The sequence below is a fragment of the Actinosynnema sp. NPDC049800 genome (assembly GCF_040656635.1).
Classification (GTDB): domain Bacteria; phylum Actinomycetota; class Actinomycetes; order Mycobacteriales; family Pseudonocardiaceae; genus Actinosynnema.
This window is the reverse complement of sequence record NZ_JBFAMT010000047.1, coordinates 53357-73008: the sequence shown is the minus strand read 5'-3', so window position 1 is coordinate 73008 and position 19652 is coordinate 53357. Positions and strand designations below refer to the sequence as shown.

The 19652-nt window shown below is 70.9% G+C and carries 16 protein-coding genes; 9 read left to right on the top strand and 7 right to left on the bottom strand.

Annotated elements, in window-relative coordinates; translation table 11 throughout:
• Positions 1 to 133: 133 nt before the first annotated feature.
• Together sucD and sucC are read right to left on the bottom strand one after the other, a co-directional pair.
• Positions 134 to 1015, bottom strand: coding sequence for a succinate--CoA ligase subunit alpha (gene sucD, locus AB0I91_RS34700; protein ID WP_499640682.1), 882 nt, complete (start codon positions 1013 to 1015; stop codon positions 134 to 136).
• Between the two features lies 1 nt (position 1016).
• The gene (gene sucC, locus AB0I91_RS34695) at positions 1017 to 2177 is read right to left on the bottom strand and encodes an ADP-forming succinate--CoA ligase subunit beta (protein ID WP_499640680.1); all 1161 of its coding nucleotides are present in this window, start codon (positions 2175 to 2177) and stop codon (positions 1017 to 1019) included.
• A gap of 204 nt (positions 2178 to 2381) precedes the next feature.
• Between sucC and AB0I91_RS34690 the strand changes: the two genes are divergently transcribed.
• From AB0I91_RS34690 to AB0I91_RS34665, 6 genes are all read left to right on the top strand, one after another.
• Complete coding sequence (locus tag AB0I91_RS34690; RefSeq protein WP_499640678.1) at positions 2382 to 4118, top strand: thiamine pyrophosphate-binding protein; 1737 nt, start codon at positions 2382 to 2384, stop codon at positions 4116 to 4118.
• 215 nt (positions 4119 to 4333) lie between these two features.
• Positions 4334 to 5563, top strand: coding sequence for a formyl-CoA transferase (gene frc / locus AB0I91_RS34685; protein ID WP_499615041.1), 1230 nt, complete (start codon positions 4334 to 4336; stop codon positions 5561 to 5563).
• Between the two features lie 96 nt (positions 5564 to 5659).
• Entirely contained in the window at positions 5660 to 7792 is a 2133-nt protein-coding gene (locus tag AB0I91_RS34680; protein WP_499640676.1) for an acetate--CoA ligase family protein, read from the top strand.
• A 48-nt stretch (positions 7793 to 7840) separates the two neighbouring features.
• Positions 7841 to 9346 carry an Nramp family divalent metal transporter gene (locus tag AB0I91_RS34675; RefSeq protein ID WP_499640674.1) on the top strand — a complete coding sequence of 502 codons (1506 nt, stop codon included), beginning with the start codon at positions 7841 to 7843 and terminating at the stop codon, positions 9344 to 9346.
• Positions 9346 to 9885, top strand: coding sequence for a hypothetical protein (locus AB0I91_RS34670; protein WP_498773969.1), 540 nt, complete (start codon positions 9346 to 9348; stop codon positions 9883 to 9885). Before AB0I91_RS34675 ends, AB0I91_RS34670 begins: the two co-directional genes overlap by 1 nt.
• 24 nt (positions 9886 to 9909) lie before the next feature.
• A complete protein-coding gene (locus tag AB0I91_RS34665) occupies positions 9910 to 10902 on the top strand; it encodes a TerC family protein (RefSeq protein ID WP_498773971.1) in 993 nt (330 codons plus the stop codon).
• A 63-nt stretch (positions 10903 to 10965) separates the two neighbouring features.
• Here the strand turns inward: AB0I91_RS34665 and AB0I91_RS34660 are convergent, their stop codons facing one another.
• Entirely contained in the window at positions 10966 to 11172 is a 207-nt protein-coding gene (locus tag AB0I91_RS34660) for a hypothetical protein (RefSeq protein WP_230566596.1), read from the bottom strand.
• A 257-nt stretch (positions 11173 to 11429) separates the two neighbouring features.
• Positions 11430 to 12167 (bottom strand): GntR family transcriptional regulator, encoded by a 738-nt coding sequence (locus tag AB0I91_RS34655; protein WP_498773974.1) that lies wholly within the window; start codon positions 12165 to 12167, stop codon positions 11430 to 11432.
• Positions 12168 to 12359: 192 nt separating this feature from the next.
• On the opposite strand from AB0I91_RS34655, the gene AB0I91_RS34650 reads away from it, so the two are divergent.
• The 3 genes from AB0I91_RS34650 to AB0I91_RS34640 are packed head-to-tail and all read left to right on the top strand — an operon-like array spanning position 12360 to position 15967.
• The gene (locus AB0I91_RS34650) at positions 12360 to 13343 is read left to right on the top strand and encodes a 2-dehydropantoate 2-reductase (protein ID WP_498773976.1); all 984 of its coding nucleotides are present in this window, start codon (positions 12360 to 12362) and stop codon (positions 13341 to 13343) included.
• Positions 13344 to 13353: 10 nt separating this feature from the next.
• The gene (locus AB0I91_RS34645) at positions 13354 to 14892 is read left to right on the top strand and encodes an aldehyde dehydrogenase family protein (protein ID WP_499640671.1); all 1539 of its coding nucleotides are present in this window, start codon (positions 13354 to 13356) and stop codon (positions 14890 to 14892) included.
• Between the two features lie 13 nt (positions 14893 to 14905).
• On the top strand, positions 14906 to 15967 hold the full coding sequence (locus AB0I91_RS34640) for an acyl-CoA dehydrogenase family protein (protein ID WP_499640669.1): 1062 nt from the start codon (positions 14906 to 14908) through the stop codon (positions 15965 to 15967).
• 222 nt (positions 15968 to 16189) lie between these two features.
• Here the strand turns inward: AB0I91_RS34640 and AB0I91_RS34635 are convergent, their stop codons facing one another.
• From AB0I91_RS34635 to AB0I91_RS34625, 3 genes are read right to left on the bottom strand one after another with little or no spacing between them, the layout of a single operon-like run.
• Positions 16190 to 17680 carry an aldehyde dehydrogenase (NADP(+)) gene (locus tag AB0I91_RS34635; RefSeq protein WP_499640667.1) on the bottom strand — a complete coding sequence of 497 codons (1491 nt, stop codon included), beginning with the start codon at positions 17678 to 17680 and terminating at the stop codon, positions 16190 to 16192.
• Positions 17677 to 18498: an NAD-dependent epimerase/dehydratase family protein gene (locus tag AB0I91_RS34630; protein WP_498773984.1), complete on the bottom strand. Its 822-nt coding sequence runs from the start codon at positions 18496 to 18498 to the stop codon at positions 17677 to 17679. The genes AB0I91_RS34635 and AB0I91_RS34630 overlap by 4 nt, the downstream gene beginning before the upstream one ends.
• 29 nt (positions 18499 to 18527) lie before the next feature.
• Entirely contained in the window at positions 18528 to 19310 is a 783-nt protein-coding gene (locus AB0I91_RS34625) for an IclR family transcriptional regulator (RefSeq protein WP_073895339.1), read from the bottom strand.
• Positions 19311 to 19652: the final 342 nt, after the last annotated feature.

Genomic DNA, 19652 nt, shown 5'->3' with positions numbered 1-19652 from the left:
GTCGGTGGGATGACACGAAACCCGCACCACAACGGACCCGCCGCCGAACCACCCACCCCGCCGTCATCCTGCTGATCTGCCCGTCCGGCGAGGACAGTCTTTAACGCTCTGAAACCCGAACACCTTCGATCGCCTAACCCAACACCTCCCGCAACAACCGCGCCGTCTCACTGGGCGTCTTCCCAACCCGAACCCCCACCGCCTCCAACGCTTCCTTCTTCGCCTGCGCCGTCCCTGTCGACCCGGACACGATCGCCCCCGCGTGCCCCATCGTCCGCCCCTCCGGCGCCGTGAACCCGGCCACGTACGCCACCACCGGCTTCGTCACGGACGACCTGATGTACTCGGCCGCGCGCTCCTCCGCGTCCCCGCCGATCTCACCGATCATCACGATCGCCGACGTCTCCGGATCCGCCTCGAACGCCGCCAGCACATCGATGTGCGTGGTCCCGATCACCGGATCGCCACCGATCCCCACCGCCGTCGTGAACCCGACGTCCCGCAGCTCGTACATCAACTGGTACGTCAACGTCCCCGACTTCGACACCAACCCGATCGGCCCGGGTCCGCAAATGTCATCCGGGATGATCCCGGCGTTCGACTTGCCCGGACTGATCACCCCGGGGCAGTTCGGCCCGATGATCCGCGTCCGACCGCCCGACGCCACCGCGTGCGCCCAGAACGCCGCGGTGTCGTGCACCGGCACGCCCTCCGTGATCACGACCGCCAACCCGATCCCGGCGTCGACGGCCTCGATCACCGCGTCCTTCGTGAACGCGGGCGGCACGAACACCACCGTCGCGTCCGCGCCCGTCGCCGCCATCGCCTCCGCCACACCGCCGAACACCGGCAGCACGTGACCGTCGAAGTCGACGACCTCACCGGCCTTGCGCGGGTTCACCCCGCCGACGATCCGGGTGCCCGCCTTGAGCATCCGCTTGGTGTGCTTCGCGCCCTCCGCCCCGGTCATGCCCTGCACGATCACGCGAGTTCCCGACGTGATGAAGACGGCCACCTCACACCTCCGGCGCAGCGAGTTCGGCGGCCTTGTCGGCCGCGTCGTCCATCGTGTCCACCACGGTCACCAACGGGTGCGCGGCCTCGGCGAGGATCCGCCTGCCCTCTTCCACGTTGTTGCCGTCCAACCGCACCACCAACGGCTTGGTGGCCGCGTCACCGAGCATCCCCAGCGCCGCCACGACCCCGTCCGCGACCGCGTCGCACGCCGTGATGCCGCCGAAGACGTTGACGAACACCGACCGCACGTCCGGGTCGTTCAGGACGATGTCCAGCCCGTCCGCCATGACCTGCGCGGACGCGCCGCCGCCGATGTCCAGGAAGTTCGCCGGCCGCACCCCTCCACGCCGCTCGCCCGCGTACGCGACGACGTCCAATGTGGACATCACCAGCCCGGCCCCGTTCCCGATCACGCCGACCTGGCCGTCCAGCTTCACGTAGTTGAGCCCGCGCTCCCGCGCCGCCGCCTCCAGCGGATCTTCCCCGGACCCGTCCGCCAACCCCTCGTGCTCCGGGTGCCGGAACCCCGCGTTCGAGTCCAGCGTGATCTTCCCGTCCACCGCGAGCACGTCACCCGACCGAGTCCGCACCAGCGGGTTCACCTCGACCAACGTGGCGTCCTCCGCCACGAACGCCTCCCACAGCCTCACGATCACGTCCGCGACCCGATCGGCCACCTCCGGCGGGAACTTCGCCGCCGTCACGATCTCGTGCGCGACGGCCAGGTCCACCGACGTCACCGGCACCCGCGCCAACGCGTCCGGCCGCCGGGCCGCGACCTCCTCGATGTCCATGCCGCCCTCGACCGACGCCATCGCGAGGAACGTCCGGTTCGCCCGGTCCAGGAGGAACGAGAAGTAGTACTCCTCCGCGATGTCGCTCGCCTCGACCACGAGCACCTTCCGCACCACGTGCCCCTTGATCTCCATCCCAAGGATGTCGGACGCGGCCTCCCGCGCCTCCTCCGGCGTCCGGGCGAGCTTCACACCGCCCGCCTTGCCCCGGCCGCCGGTCTTCACCTGCGCCTTCACCACGACGGTCCCGCCGATCGACGTCGCCGCGGCGTGCGCCTCGTCCGGTGTCACGGCGAGCAGGCCGTGCGGCACCGGGACGGCGTGCGCCGCGAACAGGTCCCTGGCTTGGTGTTCGTGCAGATCCACGGCAGAAGGTCCTCTCCGCGCGGTGGGGCGCCGATGGCGGGCGCTGAAGGCCCGATCGTTGCGAGCTCTGGACATCGGCGCGAACAAGGCGTAACTATATGGGCTACCCCATACGGTATGCAATCTACAACCGGGCCGGTTCCAGGGTCGGGACCCCACCTCTGGAGAGGCGGGCCGACCGCGATCGAAGGAGTTGACCAGCACATGGCGCGGACAGCGACCGAGGCCGCCACGGGCGACAGCGCGGGGCCGGCGGGAGATGCCGACACGGGCCCGGAACTGATCTCCGGCGGGCACCTGGTGGCCAAGGCCCTCAAGGCCGAGGGCATCGACACGATCTTCACCCTGTGCGGCGGCCACATCATCGACATCTACGACGGTTGCGTGGACGAGGGCATCGCGGTGATCGACGTGCGGCACGAGCAGGTGGCCGCGCACGCCGCCGACGCCTACGCCCGCGTCACGGGCAAGCCGGGCTGCGCCGTGGTGACCGCGGGTCCGGGCACGACCGACGCGGTCACCGGCGTGGCGAACGCGTTCCGCGCGGAGAGCCCGATGCTGCTGATCGGCGGCCAGGGCGCGTTGAGCCAGCACAAGATGGGCTCACTGCAGGACCTGCCGCACGTCGACATGATGACCCCGATCACGAAGTTCGCCGCGACCGTGCCGTCCACCGCGCGCATCGCCGACCTGGTGTCGATGGCGTTCCGCGAGGCGTTCAACGGCGCGCCGGGCCCGTCGTTCCTGGAGATCCCGCGCGACGTGCTGGACGCGTCGGTGCGCGTGGACCAGGCGCGGATCCCGGAAGCCGGCCGCTACCGCGCGTCCACCCGCAACGCGGGCGACCCGGCGGCGGTCGATCGGTTGGCCGACCTGCTCGTGCACGCGAAGAAGCCGGTCGTCCTGTTCGGCAGCCAAGTGTGGACCACCCGCGCCACCGGTTCGGCGATCGAGCTCGTACGCGCGCTCAACATCCCCGCGTACATGAACGGCGCGGGCCGCGGCACGCTGCCGCCCGGCGACCCCCACCACTTCCAGCTGTCCCGCCGGTACGCGTTCGACAACGCCGACGTGATCGTCATCGTCGGCACGCCGTTCGACTTCCGCATGGGCTACGGCCGCCGCCTGTCCGCCAAGGCCACCGTCGTCCAGATCGACCTCGACTACCGCACCGTCGGCAAGAACCGCGACATCGACCTGGGCATCGTGGGCGACGCGAACCTGGTCCTCGACGCGGTCACCCGGGCAGCCTCGGGCCGCACGGACAACGGCGCGGTGGCCCGCAAGCCGTGGCTGGAGGAACTCCAGGCCGTCGAGGAGAAGGCGCGCGAGAAGCGGCTGCCGCAGCTGCTCTCCGACGCGACCCCGATCCACCCCTACCGCCTGGTGCACGAGATCAACGAGTTCCTGACCGAGGACTCGATCTACATCGGCGACGGCGGCGACATCGTCACGTTCTCCGGCCAGGTGGTGCAGCCGAAGTCGCCCGGGCACTGGATGGACCCCGGTCCGCTGGGCACGCTCGGCGTCGGCGTGCCGTTCGTGCTGGCCACCAAGCTGGCCCGGCCGGACAAGGAGGTGGTGGCGCTGTTCGGCGACGGCGCGTTCAGCCTCACCGGCTGGGACTTCGAGACGCTGGTGCGCTACAACCTGCCGTTCGTCGGCATCGTCGGCAACAACTCGTCGATGAACCAGATCCGGTACGGCCAGGCGCAGAAGTACGGCGTGGCGCGCGAGCGGGTCGGCAACACCCTCGGGGACGTCCGCTACGACGAGTTCGCCCGGATGCTCGGCGGTCACGGCGAAGAGGTCCGCGACCCCAAGGACATCGGGCCGGCCCTCCGGCGCGCCCGCGAATCGGGCCTGCCGTCGTTGATCAACGTCTGGGTGGACCCCGACGCCTACGCGCCCGGAACCATGAACCAGACCATGTACAAGTAACGCTCCCGTTATACGCCAAGGAGTTTGCTCGGGGAGCCCTCCCTCTCAACCAACCCACAGCCGGCTCACATCAGCCAGCCAGCACACATCAGCCAGCCAGCACACATCAGCCAGCCAGCACACACCAGCCAGCCAGCACACACCAGCCGGCCAGCACACACCAGCCGGCCAGCACGGAACAGCGAGCACACACCACAGTCAAAGGAGGACGTGCCATGGGCAAGGCTCTCGACGGCGTCCGGGTCCTGGACCTGACGCATGTCCAATCCGGACCGTCGGCGACGCAGATCCTCGCGTGGCTGGGCGCGGACGTGATCAAGGTGGAGGCGCCGGGCCGGGGCGACATCACCCGCGGCCAGCTCCGCGACCTGCCCGGTGTGGACAGCCTGTACTTCACCATGTTGAACGCGAACAAGCGCAGCATCACGCTGAACATGAAGAGCGACGAGGGCAAGGCCGTGTTCGGCCAGCTCGTCACCACCGCGGACGTGCTGGTGGAGAACTTCGGCCCCGGCGTGGTCGACCGGTTCGGGTTCACCTGGGACCGGCTCCAGGAGCTCAACCCCGGCCTGGTCTACGCGTCGATCAAGGGCTTCGGCGCGGGCCGGTACGCGCACTTCAAGGCCTACGAGGTCATCGCGCAGGCCATGGGCGGCTCGATGAGCACCACCGGCTTCGAGGACGGCCCGCCGCTGGCCACCGGGGCCCAGATCGGCGACTCGGGCACCGGCATCCACCTGGTCGCGGGCATCCTCGCCGCGCTCTACCAGCGCACGTCCACCGGCCGCGGCCAGCGCGTGCAGGTGGCCATGCAGGACGCGGTGCTCAACCTGTGCCGCGTGAAGCTGCGCGACCAGCAGCGGCTCGCGCACGGCCCGCTCGGCGAGTACCCGAACGAGACGTTCGCCGACGAGGTGCCGCGGTCGGGCAACGCCTCCGGCGGCGGGCAGCCGGGCTGGGCGGTGCGCTGCGCGCCCGGCGGTCCCAACGACTACATCTACGTGATCATCCAGCCGGTCGGCTGGCAGCCGATCACCGAGCTGATCGGCAAGCCCGAGCTCGCCGACGACCCCGCCTGGGCCACCCCGGAGGCCCGGCTGGACAAGCTCGACAAGGCGTTCGCGCTGATCGAGGAGTGGACCGAGCGGCACACCAAGTGGGAAGTGATGGACGCGCTCAACGCCCACGACATCCCGTGCGGCCCGATCCTGTCCACCCGCGAGCTGATCGAGGACGAGACGCTGGCCGAGCTCGGCACCGTGGTCGAGGTCGAGCACCCCGAGCGCGGCGCCTACAAGACCGTGGGCAGCCCCCTGAAGCTGTCCGACTCGCCGGTCGACGTCCAGCGCTCACCGCTTCTCGGCGAGCACAACGGCGAGGTGCTGGCCGAACTCGGCTACCTGCCCGAGCAGCTGACCAAGCTCAAGGCGATGGGCGCGATCTGAGGTCGAGCCGCGCCCGCCACCCCACTCACCCGCACCCCCACACCCGCAATCCGGACGGGACCCGACCACCGACCGCGATCAACCCAAGGAGACGTCATGCCGGACTACGACCGGGCAGCGGTCGAACGGATCATCGCGGCGGTCACCGCCGAGGGCCGCGCCTCGCTGACCGCGCCCGAGGGCAGGCTGGTGTGCGAGGCCTACGGGATCACCACCCCCGCCGAGGGCCTGGCCGCCTCGCGGGACGAGGCCGTCGCGCTGGCCGCCGACATCGGCCTGCCGGTCGTGCTCAAGATCGTCTCACCGGACATCCTGCACAAGACCGAGGCGGGCGGCGTGCTCGTCGGCCTGGCCACGCCCGAGGAGGTGGCCGCGGGCTTCGACACGATCATCGCCAACGCCGTCGCTTACCAGGCCGACGCGGACATCGTCGGCGTGCAGGTGCAGCGGCTGATGACCTCCGGCCACGAGGTCATCGTCGGCGCGACCACGGACGAGACGTTCGGCAAGGTCGTCGCCTTCGGCCTGGGCGGCGTCCTGGTCGAGGTGCTCAAGGACGTCACGTTCCGCCTCGCGCCGACCACCGCCGCCGAGGCCGCGTCCATGGTGGACGGCATCGCCGCGGCCGAGATCCTGCGCGGTGTGCGCGGCGCGCCGCCGGCCGACCGCGACGCGCTCGCCGACCTGATCCGCCGGGTCGGCGACCTGGTCACGGACTTCCCGGCGCTGGCCGAGGTGGACCTCAACCCGGTGCTGGCCACACCGGACGGCGCCACCGCCGTCGACGTGCGGATCCTCGTCGACCACGAGGCCGCGCGCGAGCCGGTGAGGTTCAGCCAGGAGGACATCCTGGCCTCGATGAACCGGATCATGAAACCGGCCGCGGTCGCCGTGATCGGCGCGTCCAACGAGACCGGCAAGATCGGCAACTCGGTGATGCGCAACCTGGTCGACGGCGGCTACCGGGGCGAGATCTACCCGATCAACCCCAAAGCGGACGAAATCCTCGATCGCAAGGCCTACCGCAGCATCGCGGACGTGCCCGGCGACGTGGACGTGGCGGTGTTCGCGATCCCGGCGAAGTTCGTGCCCGCCGCGCTCGAGGAAGTCGGCGCGAAGGGCGTGGCGGGCGCGATCCTCATCCCGTCCGGCTTCGGCGAGACCGGCAACCACGAGTTGCAGCACGAGGTCGTGGCCATCGCGCGCAAGCACGGCGTGCGCATCCTCGGCCCGAACATCTACGGCTACTACTACACACCCGAAAACCTTTCAGCTACGTTTTGCACCCCGTACGACGTGAAGGGCGGGGTCGCCCTGTCCTCGCAGAGCGGGGGCATCGGCATGGCGATCCTCGGGTTCAGCCGCTCCGCCCGGATGGGCGTGTCCTCCATCGTCGGTGTCGGCAACAAGGCGGACATCGACGAGGACGACCTGCTCACGTTCTTCGAGCAGGACGAGAACACCCAGCTCATCGCCATGCACCTGGAAGACCTCAAGGACGGCCGCGCGTTCGCCGAGACCGCCAAGCGCGTGTCGGCGAAGAAGCCCGTCGTGGTCCTCAAAGCCGGCCGCACCGCCCAAGGCGCGAAAGCCGCCAGTTCCCACACCGGCGCACTGGCCGGCAACGACAAGGTCTACGACGACATCCTGCGGCAGAGCGGCGTCATCCGGGCGCCCGGCCTCAACGACATGCTGGAGTACGCGCGCGGCGTGCCCCTGCTGCCGGCGCCGAAGGGCGAGAACGTCGTCATCATCACCGGCGCGGGCGGCTCCGGCGTGCTGCTGTCCGACGCGTGCGTCGACAACGGGCTCTCCCTGATGGAGATCCCGTCCGACCTGGACGCGGCGTTCCGCGAGTTCATCCCGCCGTTCGGCGCGGCGGGCAACCCCGTCGACATCACCGGCGGCGAACCACCGTCCACCTACCGCAACACCATCGCGCTCGGCCTGGAGGACGAGCGCGTGCACGCCCTGATCCTCGGCTACTGGCACACCATCGTCACCCCGCCGATGGTGTTCGCCGAGCTCGTCGTCGAGGTCGTCCGGCACTACCGGGACCAGGGGATCCACAAGCCCGTCGTCGCCTCACTCTCCGGCGACGTGGAAGTCGAAGAAGCCAGTGAACACCTGTACCGGGACGGCATCGTCGCCTACCCGTACACCACGGAGAAGCCGGTCGCCGTGCTCGGCGCCAAGTACCGCTGGGCCCGCTCCGCCGGGCTGCTGTGAAGGGGGAGCCCCGCCTTTAGAACGCTGTAACTCACCGGGAGGTCCGTTGTGGATACACCCAACTCACCCGCCGAACCGCGGTCGGGCGCGGACGTCACCGCACCTCCGCCGGAGGAACGCGTGTGGCGGGCGGGGCGGCTGGAAGCGATGCCCATCAGGAAACTGCCCGACGCCCCGCCCTCCATCCACATCCTGGGCCCGACGGTGTTCCTCGTCGCGCTCGGCGTCGGCATGGGCGAGTCCTACATGTGGCCGCGGCTGGTGCTGCTGTTCGGCCCGGAGATCCGATGGCTGTTCCTCATCGGCGTGACGCTGCAGGCCGTGGTCATGCTGGAGATGGCCCGCTACGCGATGGCGACCGGTGAGAGCATCTTCTTCGGCGCGGCCCGCGTGTTCAAACCGATCATGTGGTTCTTCTTCACCGTCGCGATCCTGGTCTACGTCTGGCCCGGTCACCTCTCCGCCGGGGCCGCCGCCCTGGAGGAGCTCACCGGCATACCGTGGACCGTGTCGGCGTGCGTCGGCCTGATCCTCGTCGGCGTCCTGTTCAGCATGGCCAAGGTGATCTACAACCTGCTGGAGAACGTGCTGTCCCTGCTCATCGGGCTGCTCGTGGTCGGCACCGCCGTAGTAGCCGCGATGGTGGGCACCTGGTCGGACGTGGTGTCCACCATCACCGGCATGTTCCACTTCGGCTACCTGCCGCCCGAGGCGCTCAGCGCGGCCTGGTTCCCGATCATCGTCGGCTCCATCGCGTTCGCCGGCCCGTCGGGCATGCAGCAGATGTGGTACACGCTGCACCTGCGCGACAGCGGCGCCGGGATGGGCGCCCACATCCCCCGCATCCGCGGCCTGCGCCACGCCGGCGAGGAAGAGGCCATGCCCGCGCGCGGGTTCATGTTCGACACCGACGACCCCGCCGAGATGGCGAAGTGGCGCGGGTGGCGGCGCTGGGTCACGTTCGACGCGCTGCTGCTGTTCTGGGGCGTCACGATGCTGGTCACCGTGTCGTTCACGGTGCTGGCGCAGGCCGCCAGCCGAACCAGCCCCGACGTCAAGGCGCTGCTGCACGCGGGGGAGCGGGAAGCCGCGCTCAACGCCATGTCCGACTCGTTCGCCGCGGCGGGCGGCCCCGTCCTCGGTGGCGTGTTCCTCGGGTTCATCGCGCTCATCGGCCTCAACGCCACCCTCGGCCTGTTCGACTCGTTCTCCCGCGGCCAGGCCGACATGACCTACCACTTCGTGCCCGGCGCGAAGCGGTTCCGCATGTCCCACCTCTACGCCGGTTTCCTGTGGGGCGTCATCGCGTTCGGCATCGTCATCCTGCTGTTCGGACCCGCCGACGGACCAGGCGCGATCCTCGACATCCTCGCGTTCCTGTCCACGTTCGCCATGGGCGCCTACTGCGTCGTCCTGCTGCTGGTGAACAACCGCATGCTGCCCAAACCCATCCGGCCCAGGCTGCTCACCAACCTGATCATCGGGTTCGGCGCGGTGTTCTACCTCGGCATGCTGATCTACAGCCTGTTCCGGTTCGGCGTGGTGGTGGGGTGATGCGCGACCGGCTGGAGTTGGCGGTGCCGGGCGCCGTCGTCGGCGCGGTCGGCGGCCTGATCGCCGGGGCGCTGTCGGCGTTCGTCGGCCATCCCGCCGCGTGGGCGGCGGCCACCGCGCTGGCCATGGCCGTGCCGCTCGGGCTCCTCGGCGGCGGCTTCGGCCTGCTCGTCGGCGGCGGGCGGTTCCGGCTCGGCGTGTTCGCACCGGCCGCCCTGTACTGGCTGGTGGGGTTCCCGGCGGCCAGGCTGGTGGCGGAGACCTCGACGGGTTTCCTGCTCGGCGGCGGGTTCACCCCGCCCGACGACGTGCTCGGTTTCTTGGCCTACCAGGGCATCGTCAGCTTCGGCTGGGCCATCGGCTTCCTGTGGCTGCACGAGCGGATCGCACCGCACTGGCTCGACAAGGTGCGTGCGCGCAACCCGTTGGCGCAGCAGTGGTACGAGCGCTACGTGACGCACGCCCGCGTGCTGCGGGAGTCGTCGGCACGCGCCCGACGGAGGCGCGCCGACCGGGACACGACGGCACGGACGAAGTGACCGCCTAGCGAAGGGCTCGCACAGATGGTTCTCCCCACCTGGGTCTGGATCGCGACGTTGATCGGGATCGCCGCGGTGATCGCGTTCGACTTCTACCTCGTGGCGCGCAACCCGCGCGACCCGTCGTTCTCCGAATCGCTGGTGTCGGTCTCGGTGTACGTCGGGCTGGCCGTGCTGTTCGGGCTCGGCGTGCTCGCGTTCGCGGGTCCTCGGTACGGCGGCGAGTTCTTCGCCGGGTGGATCACCGAGTACTCGCTCAGCGTGGACAACCTGTTCGTGTTCGTGCTGATCATGGGTCGGTTCGCGGTGCCGCGCGAGTACCGGCAGAAGGTCCTGATCGTCGGCGTGGTGCTGGCCCTGCTGCTGCGCGCGGTGTTCATCGCGCTCGGCGCGGGGGCGATCGCCCGGTTCGACTGGCTGTTCTACGTCTTCGGCGCGTTCCTGATCTTCACCGCCTGGAAGCTGCTGAAGGAAGGGCCGGGCGAGGACGAGGGCGAGTTCCACGAGAACGCGGCGCTGCGCGCGGTGCGCCGCGTGCTGCCGACGTCCCCGCGGTACGACGGCGCGGCGTTGACCACCCGCGTGGACGGGCGGCGGGTGGTCACGCCGATGCTCATCGTGATGGTCGCGGTCGGCACCACGGACCTGCTGTTCGCGGTGGACTCGATCCCGGCGATCTTCGGCCTGACCAAGGAGCCCTACCTGGTGCTCACCGCCAACGCGTTCGCGCTGATGGGGTTGCGCCAGCTGTTCTTCCTGGTCGGCGGCCTGCTCGACCGGTTGGTCCACCTCGGCAAGGGTCTCGCGGTGATCCTCGCGTTCATCGGGGTGAAGCTGATCCTCGAAGCACTGCACCACCACGGCGTCGACTGGGCGCCGGAGATCCCGATCCTGCTGTCCCTCGGGGTCATCGTCGTGGTGCTGCTGATCACGACCGCGGCGAGCCTGCTGGCGTCGCGCCAGGCCCGGGTGCGGGCCGAGCGGGACGTGCGGCGGGAGGGCGCAGCCGGGTCGTGAGCCGGGGAGCCGGGCGTTGCTGTGGGCTTCGTCCGGCTCCCTCGTCGGGCCTGACCACGGCCGTCAGGAGACGGTGGTGGTCTCTTCGCCCTTGCTGCGCCGGTCGTTCGCGTACTGCTCGATGTCCGCGACGGCGTGGTCGGTCTCCCGGCGCTGGGCGTCCATCGCGGTGTCCAGGCCGAGGCCGATGCGCCTGCCGTCGGCGGAGAACCCGGCGGGACGGGTCAGGGCGTTCTTGAGCTGCTGCCATCCGGGCATGCCTGTGCTCATCTGGTTCGAGTCCTTCCTTGCTCATTCTCGGGTTTGAGCGTTCCTCGGAGTCCGCCCGCGCCATCGCGGAGCGGCTCCACGATCCAGTAGACCGCACGTGCACCAGGTGTACCGGCCGGAGGTGCTACATCCAGAATACAGACTATCGTATACAAAACACTCAAAGCGTGAGGGCCGTCACCTGTACTCGATTCAGGTGGTCTGACCAGGGGTTGGGTGCTCCGAACCGGGGCCAGGGGTGGTGGGCCCCGTCACTCTCAGCGGCCCTCGCTGCCCTCGAGGTGCGCGCGGTAGGCCGTCCGGGTGCGCTCGGTGTGCTGGTTCATCACCCGGCCGGCGGCCTCGGCGTCGCCCTCGGCGATCGCCTTGATCAGCTCGGCGTGCTCGCTCCACGCGTCCTTGCCGCGGGTCAGCGCCAACGGCGCGTAGTACCAGCGGACCCGGCGGTCGACGGTGGCGATCATCTCCGCCAGCACGGCGTTGCCGGACAACCGGGTGATGCGCGCGTGCAGGGCGGCGTTGGCCGCGACGACCCGTTCCACGTCCTTCTGCTTGAGCGCCTCGACGCCCTCGCGCTGCAGCGCCTTGAGCTCGGCGACGTCCTCGGCCGTGGCGTGCTCGGCGGCGAGCTTCGCGGAGTGCGTCTCCAGGACGTTGCGCACGGACAGGAGCTGGTCGGCCTCTTCGTCGGTCGGCGTGTGCACGAACGCGCCCTGGGCCGGGCGCAGGTCGACCCAGCCCTCGGTCTGCAGGCGCTGCAACGCCTCGCGCACCGGCTGGCGGCTCACGCCGAGGTGCTCGGCCAGCTCGATCTCGACGAGGTGCTGACCGGGCTTGAGGGTACGGTTGACGATCAGGTCGAGCAGGGCCTCGTAGACGGCCTGGCGCAACGGTGCGGGCCGCTCGACCTTCCGGGAAGCGGCACTGCTCAGCGATTCGCGGGCCGCGCGACGGGTGGTTCCCGCGCCGATCAGCGGCGCGTTGGGCTGGCTCACGGTCGCCTCCTCGGGCAGGTGTCGGGAATGCCCGATCTTCAGCATACAGATTTTCGTATGCAAAAAGCAATCTGAAGTCACCCGGTCGGGGCGGACGTCACCTGGTGGTGCGCATCGGCCGCCCGGTTGGGCTATCGCTCCCGTAGTTCATACAACATACTGTATGCAATCATCGCGAAGGCGAGGGACGTCATGAAAGTCGCAGTTCTCGGGGCCGGAGCCATCGGCGCTTACGTGGGCGCGGCGCTGCACCGCGCCGGGGTCGAGGTGCACCTCGTCGCACGAGGGGCGCACCTGGAAGCCATGCGCCGCCACGGTGTCCGGGTCCACAGCCCTCGCGGCGACTTCACCGCCGCGCCGCACGCCACCGACGACCCGGCCGACATCGGCCACGTCGACTACGTGTTCCTCGGGCTCAAAGCGCACCAGTACGCCGCCTGCGGCCCGCTCATCACACCCCTGCTCGGCCCGGACACCGCCGTCGTGGCCGCGCAGAACGGCATCCCCTGGTGGTACTTCCACGGGCTCGCCGGCCACCCCCTCGAAGGCGCCCGCGTCGAGGCCGTCGACCCGGGCGGCAGCGTCAGCGCCGTCCTCGACACCCGACGCGCGATCGGGTGCGTCGTCTACTGCTCCACCGAGATCGAGGCGCCGGGCGTCATCCGGCACGTCGAGGGCACCCGCTTCGCCCTCGGCGAACCCGACCGCACCGCCTCCAAGCGCTGCGCGGACCTCAGCGGGGCCATGGTCGCCGGCGGCCTCAAAGCGCCCATCGAACCCGACCTGCGCGACGACATCTGGGTCAAGCTGATGGGCAACGTCGCGTTCAACCCGCTCAGCGCGCTCACCCGCGCCACCATGGCCGAGATGTGCGAGCACCGCGACACCCGCGAGCTCGTCGCCCTCATGATGGCCGAGACCATCGCGGTCGCCCGCGCCGTCGGCTGCCACCCCCGCGTCTCCATCGAGAAGCGCATCGACGGCGCCCACCGCGTCGGCCACCACAAGACGTCGATGCTCCAGGACCTCGAAGCGGGCAAGGCGCTGGAGACCGACGCGATCATCGGCGCGGTCGTCGAGATCGCCCGGCTCACCGGCGTCGCCGCGCCCACCCTGCGCAGCGTGTACGCCGCCATCGACCTGTTGGGGCGCAAGGCACTCACCGCCGCTAGCTGAGAGGACCGACATGTCCCCGATCCTCAAGCCGGGCACCTCGTGGCCCGAGCTGTACGACCGGTGCGCCAAGGCCGCGCCTGAGGCGTTCCACCGCGACCGGCTGCTCAACCACGTCGCCGGCACGTGGCAGCGCATCGGCACGCCCGGTCACGCCACGTCACCCGTGGACGGCTCCACCATCGCCGGGCCACCCCGGCTCGACGCCGCACAGGCCGAGCACGCCGTCGCGGCCGCCGTCGACCAGCACCGCGCGTGGGCCGCCGTGCCGTTGAAGGAGCGCAAGGCCCGCACCCTCGCCGCCCTGGCCGACCTGCACGCCCACCGCGACCTGCTCGCGTTGCTGCTGGTGTGGGAGATCGGCAAGCCGTGGCGGCTGGCGACCGCCGACGTCGACCGGTGCCTCGAAGGCGTCGAGTGGTACGTCGAGCAGATCGACCCCATGCTGCACGGCCGGACGCCGCTGCACGGCCCGGTCAGCAACATCGCCAGCTGGAACTACCCGATGAGCGTGCTGATGCACGCCATGCTCGTGCAGGCGCTGGCGGGCAACGCGGTCATCGCCAAAGCGCCCACCGACGGCGGCGTCGGCTGCCTGACCCTGGCGTGCGCCCTCGCCGTGCGGCACGGCCTGCCGCTCACCCTGGTCAGCGGCGGCGGGCGCGAGCTGTCGCCGGTGCTGGTCGGCTCGCCGGACATCGGCTGCCTGTCGTTCGTCGGCGGGCGTGGCGTCGGCGGCGAGATCGTCACCGGCCTCGACGCCACCAAGCGGCACGTCCTGGAGCAGGAAGGGCTGAACTGCTGGGGCGTGTGGGAGTTCGGCGACTGGGAGGCGCTGCGCCCGCAGCTGCGCAAGTCGTTCGACTACGCCAAGCAGCGCTGCACCGCCTACCCGCGGTACGTGGTGCAGCGGTCGTTGTTCGACTCGTTCCTCTCGGTGTACCTGGAAGCCGTCCGCGAGGTGACGTTCGGCCACCCGCTGGCCGTCACGTCACCGGACGACGACCTGCCGGACCTCGACTTCGGCCCCCTGATCACCGACGCCAAGGCCAAGGAACTGGGCGACGTCGTCGACGAGGCGATCGCCAAGGGCGGCGTGCCGCTGTACCGGGGCTCGCCGGACTCCGGCCGGTTCCTGCCCGACCAGCAGACGTCGGCGTACTTCGCGCCGGTCGCGATCCTGGCGCCGCCGCCGTCCTCGCCGCTGCACCACGCCGAGCCGTTCGGACCGGTGGACACGATCGTGCTGGTCGACACGGAAGCCGAGCTGCTGGCCGCGATGAACGCGAGCAACGGCGCGCTGGTGGCGTCGCTGTCGTGCGACGACGAGGCGGTGGCCCGGCGGCTGGCGGGTGAGGTGAACGCGTTCAAGTTCGGCCACAACAAGGCGCGCTCGCGCGGCGACCGGGACGAGGTGTTCGGCGGACGTGGGGCGTCGTGGCGCGGCGCGTTCGTCGGCGGTCCGTTGCTGGTGCACGCCGTCACCGAAGGCCCGCCCGGCGAACGGCTCTACGGCAACTTCCCGTCGTACTCCCTGTACCCGCCCACCTGAGTCGGAGGCTCGGATGTCTGTCGGCGTGGACCGGATCGTCCGCGACGTGGTCGCGCCCGCCGCTTCGTCCGTCGACCGCGACGGCGCCTTCCCCAGGGCGTCGGTCACGGCGTTGGGCGGGCTGCTCGGCATGACGATGTCCCGTGCGGTCGGCGGGCGCGGGTGCGGGTTGGCCGAGGTGGCGGACGCGGTCGAGCGGGTCGCGGCGGCGTGCGGCAGCACGGGTGCGGTGCTGCGTTCGCACTTCGCGGCGGTGGCGGCGGTGGATCGCCTGGGCGATCGGGCCTCGCGGGCGGCCGTCGCGGCCGGCGGGCATCTGAGCACGGTGGCGGTCTTCGGGCCGGGGTCGCACTTCCTGCTGCCGTCGGGCACGGCTTCGCGTCGTGGTGACGTGGTGGACCTGCGTGATCGCAAGAGCGGTGTCGTGGCGGCGGGGGAGGCCGACAGCTACGTGTGGTCGAGCGAACCCCTCGCCGCCCACGGCACCACCACGTTGTGGCACGTGCCGGCGAACGCCCCGGGCTTGTTGGTGCCCACCAATCGCCCGGGCCTCGGCCTGCGCGGCACGTCCACCAGCACGGTCTGGGCGGATCCGGCCCACGTCCCCGCGGACCGCCTGCTGGGTTCGGACGGTCGCTCCTTCGACACCGTCGTGCACCACGTGCTGCCTTGGCACGTCGTGCTCGGCGCGTCGGTGGCGTTGGGCGTCATGGGCGGAGCCATCGACGCCGTCGCATCGCACATCGACCCCACCGAGCTGCTCCGCCTGCGTCTGCGCGCGGACGCCGTGCGCGTGCTGCAAGCAGACGCGGTCGCCGCCGTGGACTGGGAACCGGATAGGGCGAGACGCAAGCTGTGCCAGTTGGCGGTGCACGCCGCCGAAGCCCTGGCCTCGGTCACCGACCTGGCGCTGAAGGCATCGGCCGAGATGCCCTGGCCCACCCGGTCCGCCGTGGAGCGCCACTTCCGCGAGGCGAGGGCCCTGAACGCCCACCCGCCGACCGCCGACGCCTTCACCGAGTTCACCGCCCGCGCCGAGCCGGACCACCCCAAGGCGACCCGGCTCGGCGCTTGACCTGCGCTTATCCTGTCCGCTCGATTCACGAACGGGTGAACCTGAAACTCCGCATCAACCAAAACGCCGTTACCGAGGCCGTCGAACGTCGGTTGAAACGAAGAGGAGGCCCGACCAACCCACGGAACGCGCTCAGTGTCCAACTTACGGAACGTGCTCAGTGGCCAACCCGCAGAAGGCGCGTCCGTGACCAATCCGCGGGAGGCACCCGCGGAAGGCGCGTCAGTGCACCCCGAGCACGCCGTCCACCCGCCGCGGGATGCCCAGCGGGTTGCCCTCGCGCAGCTCGGCGGGCAGCAGGGCATCCGGCCAGGACTGGTAGGTCACCGGCGCCACCCACCGCCGGATCGAAGTCGCCCCGACGGACGTGTGGAGCGGGTTGGTGGTGGCCGGCCACGGGCCGCCGTGGTGCATGCCCCAGGCCACCGCGACACCGGTCGGCCAGGCGTTGAAGATCAGCCGACCCACGACCGGCCGCAGCGCCTCGGCGACGCGCCCCGCGTGCTCGTGCTCGGACTCGGCGGCGTGCACGGTGCCGGTGAGCGTGCCCGGCAGCCGGGGGAGGACCAACGCCAGCTCGGCCGGGTCGGTGTAGGTCACCACGACCGCCGCCGGGCCGAAGTGCTCCTCGGTCAGCTTCTCGAGGTTGTCCGCGAACGTCGCCAGCGGCACCTGGAACAGGCGCGGTTCGACGCTCCAGCCCTCGGTGGGCGCGGTGCCCTCGGCCACCAGGTCGGCCAGGCCGGAGGCGGCCAGGCCGTCGGTGCCGGAGCGGTACGAGTCGCGCATCCGCTCGTTCAGCATGGGGCCGCCCGCGGCGGCCGAGACGGCGTCCGCCAGGGCCGGGACGAGGGAGGCCGGGGCGAAGAGCAGGCCCGGGTTGGTGCAGAACTGGCCCACGCCCATGGTCAGGGAGCCGACGAACTCGGCCGCGAAGCCCTCGGGCCGCGCGGCGGCGGCGTCGGGCAGCACCACGGTCGGGTTGACGCTGCCCAGCTCGCCGTAGAACGGGATCGGGTCGGGACGGGCGCCGGCCAGGTCGTACAGGGCGCGGCCGCCCGCGGTGGACCCGGTGAAGCCGACCGCCTTGATCGCGGGGTGCTTGACCAGCGCCACCCCGGCCTGCTGACCGTGCACGATCCCGAACACGCCCGCCGGCACGGCGGAGGCCACGATCCGCGCCGTCTCCCGCGACGTGCCGGGGTGCGACGGGTGCGCCTTCACGATCACCGGGCAGCCCGCGGCCAGCGCGGACGCCGTGTCACCGCCCGCCACCGAGAACGCGAACGGGAAGTTCGACGCGGCGAAGACGCCCACCGTCCCGAGTGGACGGAGCATGCGCCGCAGCACGGGCCGCGGCGGGATGATGCCCGGGTCCGCCGAATCCAGCGTCGCCTCGACGTAGCTGCCCTCGCGCAGCACCTCGCCGAACAGCCGCAGCTGGTTCGTCGTCCGCTTCAGCTCTCCCGTCAATCGCGGCACGCCCAGCGCCGTCTCCGCGTCCGCCAGCTCCACCAGCGCGTCGGCCGAAGCGTCGAGGGCGTCGGCCACGGCGTCGAGCACCGAAGCCCGCTCCACCGCCGGCAACGACGACCAAGCCGGGAACGCCGCCGCGGCCGCCCGGGCCAGCGCGTCCACCTCGCGGTCCGACGTCTCCGGCACCGCCTCGCCCACCGGCTCACCGGTCCGCGGGTTGTAACCCTGCTCGCTCATCGGCCCGCCTCCTTCACCGCGGTGTCGAACTCGGGCGTGCACCACACGCCGCCCAAGTACGTCATGGCCGGGGAGCCGGGATCCGGCGCGCCCGCGGCCAGGACCTCCTCCGCGTACACCTCGGAGTCGTCGGCGGACTTGTACCCCAACGCCTCCGCCTCGCTCAGCGAGAACCACCGCCGCGTGTTGTCCGACACGCCCCACACCACCCGGAACCCGGGCGACGGCGCCGACAGGCACGCCTCGAACAGCCGCGCGCCGTCGTCCGGCGACAACCACGTCGACAACATCCGCGCGTCACGCGGCTTCTCGAAGCACGACCCGATCCGGACCGCGATCACGTCGAGCCCGTACCGCGACGCGTACAGGCTGCCCAACGCCTCCAACGCCACCTTGCTCACGCCGTAGTACGTGTCCGGCTGCGGGAACAGGTAGTCGCCCGCCTCACCCGACCCGCGCTCGTAGTACCCGACCGCGTGGTTGGAGCTGGCCAGCACCACCCGGGACACCCCGGCCCGCCGCGCCGCCTCCAGCACCACGTGCGTGCCGTTGATGTTGACGTCCAGGATCTCCGCCCACGGCCGCTCCAGGCTGTGCCCACCGAGGTGGATCACCGCGTCGACGCCCGCGCACGCCTCCTCCATCGCGGCCTGGTCGGTCACCGACGCCGTGACCAGCTCGACCCGCTCACCGTCGGCGGCGGCCGGCAGCGGCGCGATGTCGAGCAGGCGCAGGGTCCGGTCCGGCGCGGCCAGTCGGGTGCGCATGAGCGTGCCGACTATGCCGGCGGCGCCGGTGATGAGGATTCGCTCGGTCACGTCGAGCCCTTTCGGAATCGGAACGGGAATCAGCGGCCGAACTGGCGCAGCAGTTCGGTGATCGTGCGGGCCGCGTGCAGCAGCGCTTCGACGACCTGGCGCTCGTGGTCCGGGTCGAGCCGACCCAGCGGCACCGAGCAGCTCATCGCGTCGAGCACGGGATTGCGGTAGGGCAGGGCGACGGCGAAGCAGCCGAGGCCCGGCGTGTTCTCCTCGCGCTCGTGCGCGTACCCGACCGCGCGGAAGCCCGCGAGCTGGGCGTGCAGCGCCGGGCGTTCGATGATCGTGTTCGGGGTCAACGGCGTCAGCCGCGCGGGCAGGATCGCGTCGACCTCGGCGGGCGTGCGGGCGGCGAGCAGCGCCTTGCCCAGCGACGTGGAGTGCGCGGGCAGCCGCCGTCCGACGCGGGACACCACGCGCAGGTGGTGCTCGGACTCGCGGCTGGCGAGGTAGACCACGTCCGCGCCGTCGAGGCGGGCCAGGTGGACCGTCTCGTTGATCTCCCGGCGCACCTGCTCCATGACGCGGATGGCGACCTGCACCACCGGGTCGTGGTCGAGGTACGACGTGCCGACGAGCAGGGCGCGCACGCCGATGCCGTACGTGCCGCGGGTGGGGTCGAGCTCCACCCACCCCCTGGCGACGAGCGTCTGCAAGAGCATGTAGAGGCTCGACTTCGGGTAGCTCAGCTCGCGGTGCAGTTCGGTCAGGGTCAGCGGGCGGTCCGACGCCGACAGCACTTCGAGCAGTTCCACAGTCCGATCGGCCGACTTGACCGCGTTCGGCCGAGCGGGTGACGCGGGTCCAGTCACCAAGTCCTCCACGGGAAACGTTCCGGCAACACGCACTTGACACGTCGCTGCGCCGATTCTTACAGTCCGCCCAACACGTTCACAAGTACGACCCTAATTCATATATATGAACAGTACGGCCGTGAACAGGAGTCGCCGTCCATGACACTCTCCCGCCGGTGCGCCACGGCCGTCGCTGTAGTGACCGTTGCGGGTCCGATCACGCACCCGACCTGCGGCTACCGGCCGTCCGACGGAGCGGCGCACCGCCACGCGCCGCCCTCGGCTCGAACGCGCCGCGCGGCGAGGTCGCCCGAGGTCCGCACCAAGTCTCCCGGCGCACGGCTCGGCGTCGAGGCAGAC

Coding starts and splice junctions, on each gene's coding strand:
- AB0I91_RS34690 (WP_499640678.1), top strand. CDS start 2,382: ATGGCGCGGACAGCGACCGAGGCCGCCACGGGCGACAGCGCGGGGCCG.
- frc (WP_499615041.1), top strand. CDS start 4,334: ATGGGCAAGGCTCTCGACGGCGTCCGGGTCCTGGACCTGACGCATGTC.
- AB0I91_RS34680 (WP_499640676.1), top strand. CDS start 5,660: ATGCCGGACTACGACCGGGCAGCGGTCGAACGGATCATCGCGGCGGTC.
- AB0I91_RS34670 (WP_498773969.1), top strand. CDS start 9,346: ATGCGCGACCGGCTGGAGTTGGCGGTGCCGGGCGCCGTCGTCGGCGCG.
- AB0I91_RS34665 (WP_498773971.1), top strand. CDS start 9,910: ATGGTTCTCCCCACCTGGGTCTGGATCGCGACGTTGATCGGGATCGCC.
- AB0I91_RS34660 (WP_230566596.1), bottom strand. CDS start 11,172: ATGAGCACAGGCATGCCCGGATGGCAGCAGCTCAAGAACGCCCTGACC.
- AB0I91_RS34650 (WP_498773976.1), top strand. CDS start 12,360: ATGAAAGTCGCAGTTCTCGGGGCCGGAGCCATCGGCGCTTACGTGGGC.
- AB0I91_RS34645 (WP_499640671.1), top strand. CDS start 13,354: ATGTCCCCGATCCTCAAGCCGGGCACCTCGTGGCCCGAGCTGTACGAC.
- AB0I91_RS34640 (WP_499640669.1), top strand. CDS start 14,906: ATGTCTGTCGGCGTGGACCGGATCGTCCGCGACGTGGTCGCGCCCGCC.
- AB0I91_RS34635 (WP_499640667.1), bottom strand. CDS start 17,680: ATGAGCGAGCAGGGTTACAACCCGCGGACCGGTGAGCCGGTGGGCGAG.